General features: G+C 65.8%; 5 protein-coding genes and 1 pseudogene. 3 read left to right on the top strand and 3 right to left on the bottom strand.

From position 1 onward, the window contains the following. Nucleotides 1-413: 413 nt before the first annotated feature. Both ACAG25_RS24625 and ACAG25_RS24630 read right to left on the bottom strand, forming a co-directional pair. The gene (locus tag ACAG25_RS24625) at nt 414-1,022 is read right to left on the bottom strand and encodes a cadmium resistance transporter (protein ID WP_013471561.1); all 609 of its coding nucleotides are present in this window, start codon (nt 1,020-1,022) and stop codon (nt 414-416) included. A gap of 171 nt (nt 1,023-1,193) precedes the next feature. After that, complete coding sequence (locus ACAG25_RS24630; protein WP_005148625.1) at nt 1,194-1,583, bottom strand: heavy metal-responsive transcriptional regulator; 390 nt, start codon at nt 1,581-1,583, stop codon at nt 1,194-1,196. A 56-nt stretch (nt 1,584-1,639) separates the two neighbouring features. On the opposite strand from ACAG25_RS24630, the gene merA reads away from it, so the two are divergent. The 3 genes from merA to ACAG25_RS24645 are packed head-to-tail and all read left to right on the top strand — an operon-like array spanning nt 1,640 to nt 4,034. Next, complete coding sequence (gene merA / locus ACAG25_RS24635; protein WP_005148655.1) at nt 1,640-3,043, top strand: mercury(II) reductase; 1,404 nt, start codon at nt 1,640-1,642, stop codon at nt 3,041-3,043. Nucleotides 3,044-3,069: 26 nt separating this feature from the next. After that, nucleotides 3,070-3,711, top strand: coding sequence for an organomercurial lyase MerB (gene merB / locus ACAG25_RS24640; RefSeq protein ID WP_005148656.1), 642 nt, complete (start codon nt 3,070-3,072; stop codon nt 3,709-3,711). Nucleotides 3,712-3,770: 59 nt separating this feature from the next. Next, a complete protein-coding gene (locus ACAG25_RS24645; protein ID WP_235660419.1) occupies nt 3,771-4,034 on the top strand; it encodes a hypothetical protein in 264 nt (87 codons plus the stop codon). A 373-nt stretch (nt 4,035-4,407) separates the two neighbouring features. Here the strand turns inward: ACAG25_RS24645 and ACAG25_RS24650 are convergent. Further along, nucleotides 4,408-4,687, bottom strand: a pseudogene (locus ACAG25_RS24650) (Mu transposase C-terminal domain-containing protein); the annotation flags it as partial.

The raw sequence follows: 4,687 nt of genomic DNA on the forward strand, positions 1-4,687 counted from the left end.
TGTCCGTTCTCATTGAATCTGGGGCACATTTACTAGTCTGACCTGCATTGCCCCAGATTGGATGAGAATTTCGATCGCGACGTTTCTCATTGAATCTGGGGCTACCCTGCTTCCGCGCCCGGCTGCGAGCGCAGCAGGGTAGCCGGAATGGTCTCCTGTCGATTCCGTTGGCTCGGGTACGTCTTCGGTATAACTACTGTGATCGTGTCTCTCGTGACACACGATCATGATTCTGTGGTGCGCTCGCTCGTGTTGGTAGTTCGGGTGCCGGCTGCGGCCTTTGAGCACCTTGGCCACCGCCCGTTTTAGATTGTCATAGCGGATACGGGCCGGGACATCACCAAAGTGGTTGAACGCCAACACATGCCGATGCAGGAGCGCCTCCTGGCCCTGAGTGGTGAAGTTGCTCCGAGCTAGAGGGCGAACGCTCCGCCTTTGATGAGGATGAGGGCCCCGATTGTGATCAGTGCAACGGGCAGAACGATGTGGCCCCAGCGTGAGAGTGCTTTGGCGATGATCGGGTGGGAGGCGAAATATCGGCCGGCCGCGCACCAGATGGCCACACCGATGAGGAACACGATGATGTAAACACCGATGGTGGCGATCGTTGAGACGGCGAAGATCGGAACGTACACGCCGATGTTGTCGCCGCCGTTGGCGAAGGTGATGACTGCGACCTGCCAGGTGCCAGGCGTCAACAGTGTTGCGGGATCATCGGTCGGCGCCGGTTGGGTGCGGCGATCCCGCCAGGCCAGCCATGCCGCCCGCAGCCCCAACACGATGGGCAGCAGCCCGAAGTACGGCAGTGCGGCTGGAGGAAGCAGCGTGGCACCCAGGAGTGCGCCGCCGACCGAAACTGCCAAGATGGCGGTGAAGCCGAGGTACTGACCGGCGGTCACTCGGATGGCTGCGCCACGATGACCGGGCGCCTGGCCGAACATCACCGCGAGGACCACGATGTCGTCGATATTGGTGATGGCGAAGGTGGCGATCGCCTGAACGAGTGTGGCTGGGCTCAGCACGGCCAATGCGACCAGCTTCGAGTGAAATCCCACCGCATCGGGTGAGCCTACTGCTCAGCAGGCCCCGCGCTCCCGCGCACCAACGACCTCCAGTGGGGCGGAAATTCATGACGACTGCCGGGGTCAACGGACTTGACGAAATACATGCCTCCGGTGCCACGGAGGTGGCTCCTAGAGGTATCGACATACGTCATCGGCGCTGCATGATTCCGGGTCGACGCTTTCGGCGCCCTGCCGCAGCCGGGCGATGGTCTCGCGCAGTGCCACCAGTGCGCTGATCTGCTCGTCGAGGTCGGTCAGTCGGATGTCGAGCAGGTCGCGCACGTGCGTGCACGGCGCGTGGCCGCTGTCACGGATGTCGAGGATCTGCCGAATCTGGGCGAGGCTGAACCCGGCGGCCTGTCCCCGTCGGATGAAGCCGACCCGGGCGATCGTGTCGGCGGCATAGTCGCGATACCCCGCCGGGGAACGTTCGGCGGGCGGGAGCAGGCCTTCGTCTTCGTAGTAGCGCAGCGTCGCGGTGGTGGCCCCGGTCGCCTCGGCGAGCTTCCCGATTCTCACGATGTCTCCTCAGAACACTTGACCTTCAAGCCTACTTGAAGGTCAAGGATGGGTGCATGAGTCAGGGATTGGACCTCGCGGTCATCGGTTCCGGCGGCGCGGCGATGGCCGCGGCGATCCGCGCTACCGCGCTCGGCAAGTCCGTCGTCATGATCGAGCGCGGCATCTTCGGTGGCACGTGTGTCAACACCGGCTGCGTGCCGTCAAAGGCCCTGATCGCAGCGGCCGAGGCCCGGCATACCGCAGCCGACACTGCCCGGTTCCCGGGGATCGCCACCACGGCCGGCCCGGTGGACATGGCGGCCCTGATCGCCGGCACGCACGATCTGGTGGAGTCGCTGCGCTCAGAGAAGTACCTCAACGTGGCCGAATCGTATGGCTGGCAGCGCATTCAGGGCCAAGCGCGGTTCGCCGGAACCCCGGACGCGCCCGTCATCGAGGTCGGCGATGCCACCATCGAGGCCGAGCACTACCTGATCGCCACCGGCGCGAACCCAGTCATCCCGCCCGCATTCGAGGGCGTCGCCTACCTGACCTCGACCACCGCGATGGAAGTCACCGAGGTCCCGGAGTCGCTGCTGGTGATCGGCGGCGGCTACGTCGCGTTGGAGCAGGCGCAACTGTTCGCCCGGCTCGGGTCAACGGTGACGGTGCTGGTCCGCTCCACGCTGGCATCGAAGGAAGAGCCGGAAGTCGGCATGGCGCTGCTGGAGGTGTTCGCCGACGACGGCATCCGGGTGGTGCGCCGCGCCACGGTGAGCGAGGTCGAGCAGGCCGACGATCAGGTCACGGTCACCGCGACCATCACCGGCGGAACGCAGCAGTTCCGTGCCGCGAAAGTCCTCGTCGCCACCGGCCGCCGTCCGAACACCGACGGCCTGAATCTCGAAGCGGTGCAGGTCAAAACCGGCGAGAACAACGAGGTCGTGGTGAGCGACGGGCTGCAGTCGTCGAACCCACGGATCTGGGCGGCCGGCGACGTGACCGGGCACCGCGAGTTCGTCTACGTCGCCGCCCATCACGGCGCGATGGTCGCCGACAACATCTTCACCGACGCCGGCCGCAGGGTCGACTACCGCCATCTGCCCCGCGTGACGTTCACCAGCCCCGCGGTCGGTGCGGCCGGGACGACCGAGGCCGAGCTCCTCGCCGCCGGGACACGGTGCGACTGCCGGGTGCTGCCGCTAAAACATGTGCCGCGTGCGGTGGTCAACCGAGACACCCGCGGTTTCATCAAACTCGTCGCCGACGCCGGCACCGGCCGCATCCACGGCATCACCGCCGTCGCCAAGGATGCTGGCGAGATCGCCGCCGCCGCGGTCTACATCCTCGACGCCGCGATGACCGTCGACCAGGTCGCCGGGTCCTGGGCCCCGTATCTGACCATGGCCGAAGGCATCAAAATCGCCGCCCAGTCCTTCAGCGCCGATATGTCCCGACTGTCCTGCTGCGCATCCTGACGCATGGCTCACTCGAAAGGTTCCTGATGCCCAATTTCCTTGACCGCCTGACCATTCCGGAAGAGTCCGGGCTCGACCCGACGATGCTGGTGCCGTTGCTGCGGCTGCTCGCCGCCGGCGAGCCGGTCACCGTGGAGGCGCTCGCCGCGGCCGTCGGCCTCCCGGTTGACGAGGTGACCCGGCGTCTGGCCGCGGTACCCGACACCGAATACGACGAGCAGGGCCGCATCGTCGGCCAGGGCCTGACCCTGCGCCCGACCCGCCACCGATTCACCGTGGCCGGCCAAGAGCTCTACACCTGGTGCGCCCTGGACACCCTCATCTTTCCCACCATCCTGGACCGGCCCGCCAGCATCGAATCCGAATCACCCGTCAGCGGGCACCCGATCAGGGTCTCGGTCGGCGAAAACGGTGTCACCAGCGTGCAGCCCGAGACCGCGGTGGTCTCGCTGGTCAACCCCGACGACCTCACCTCGATCCGGTCCTCATTCTGCAACCAGGTGCACTACTTCACCTGCGCGCAGGACGCCGCGCCGTGGCTCGCCGAGCACCCCGAAGGTCAGATCGTCAGCGTCGCTGAGGCCCACCAACTCGGCGCAGCCCTGACCACACAAATCCTTACCCAGCTCCATACCCCGCCAACTGCCCACCCCGGCTGCTGCAGCTGACCAGCCGCACCCAACCTGATGAGGAGAAATCAATGAATCAACGTCCACGAAGAAATCCCGTGCTGCTGGGTGCGGCAGCGGTGCTGGTGACGGCCCTGTGTTGCGCCGCGCCAGTCCTGATCGCCGGCGGCGCGCTCGCCGCCGTGTGTGGACTGCTCGAGAATCCATGGGTCATCGGGGCAGCCGTCGCGCTGCTGCTGGCGGCTGTGGTCGCCTTCGCCCGCCGCGGTCAACGCGGCGATCACTGCTGTCCCGCCGACAGCCATTCACCCGCGACGCACACGCTCGACGACCTGACGAAAGGAAGCATCGACAATGTCTGAAACGCGTTCGTTTACACCCCACAGGTGGGCGGGCGTTACGGCTGTGATGCTGGCAGCGGGCGCGCTGACCGCGTGCGGCCAATCGGCCACAACCAGCAATCCGACCTCACCGCCACACGCCAACGCCACAACCCAGGCGACGGCGGCGACACTGACCACGGTGGACGGCAAAACCGTCGAACTGCCCGCTGCCGCCCCGACCGCGATCCTGTTCTTCTCCTACGGGTGCGGCGAATGCGTCGGCGGCGGTAAATCCCTGGCCGCTGCTCGGGCGGCCGTGGAGAAAGCCGGAGGCAGCGCCAAGTTCCTAGCCGTCGACATCGTCCCCACCGAGAAACCCGCCGATGTTCGCCACTTCCTGGACCAGATCGGCGTGGTGATTGCGCACCCAAATCCTCGACACGTCATACGGGTCGTAGTGCACTTCCCACTGTCCGTTACGGGCATCGACCCCGGAATGCTGGCGCCGGTATGGGTTGAGCGCCTTGGCGTCATAGGTGCGATGGTTGATCCGGACCCCGTAACTGTTGATTGTGCGCCACTGCACGGGAAGCAATTCGATATAGTCGTCGGCGTCCAGTGGGACCGGTACATAGCCAGCCACCTCAACGAGGGCAGTGTATTTCTCGTTGGGAGACAACGCTTTCCCCGGC

Source organism: Mycobacterium sp. pV006, assembly GCF_041287115.1.
Classification (GTDB): Bacteria; Actinomycetota; Actinomycetes; order Mycobacteriales; family Mycobacteriaceae; genus Mycobacterium.

Coding starts and splice junctions, on each gene's coding strand:
- merB (WP_005148656.1), top strand. CDS start 3,070: ATGCCCAATTTCCTTGACCGCCTGACCATTCCGGAAGAGTCCGGGCTC.
- merA (WP_005148655.1), top strand. CDS start 1,640: ATGAGTCAGGGATTGGACCTCGCGGTCATCGGTTCCGGCGGCGCGGCG.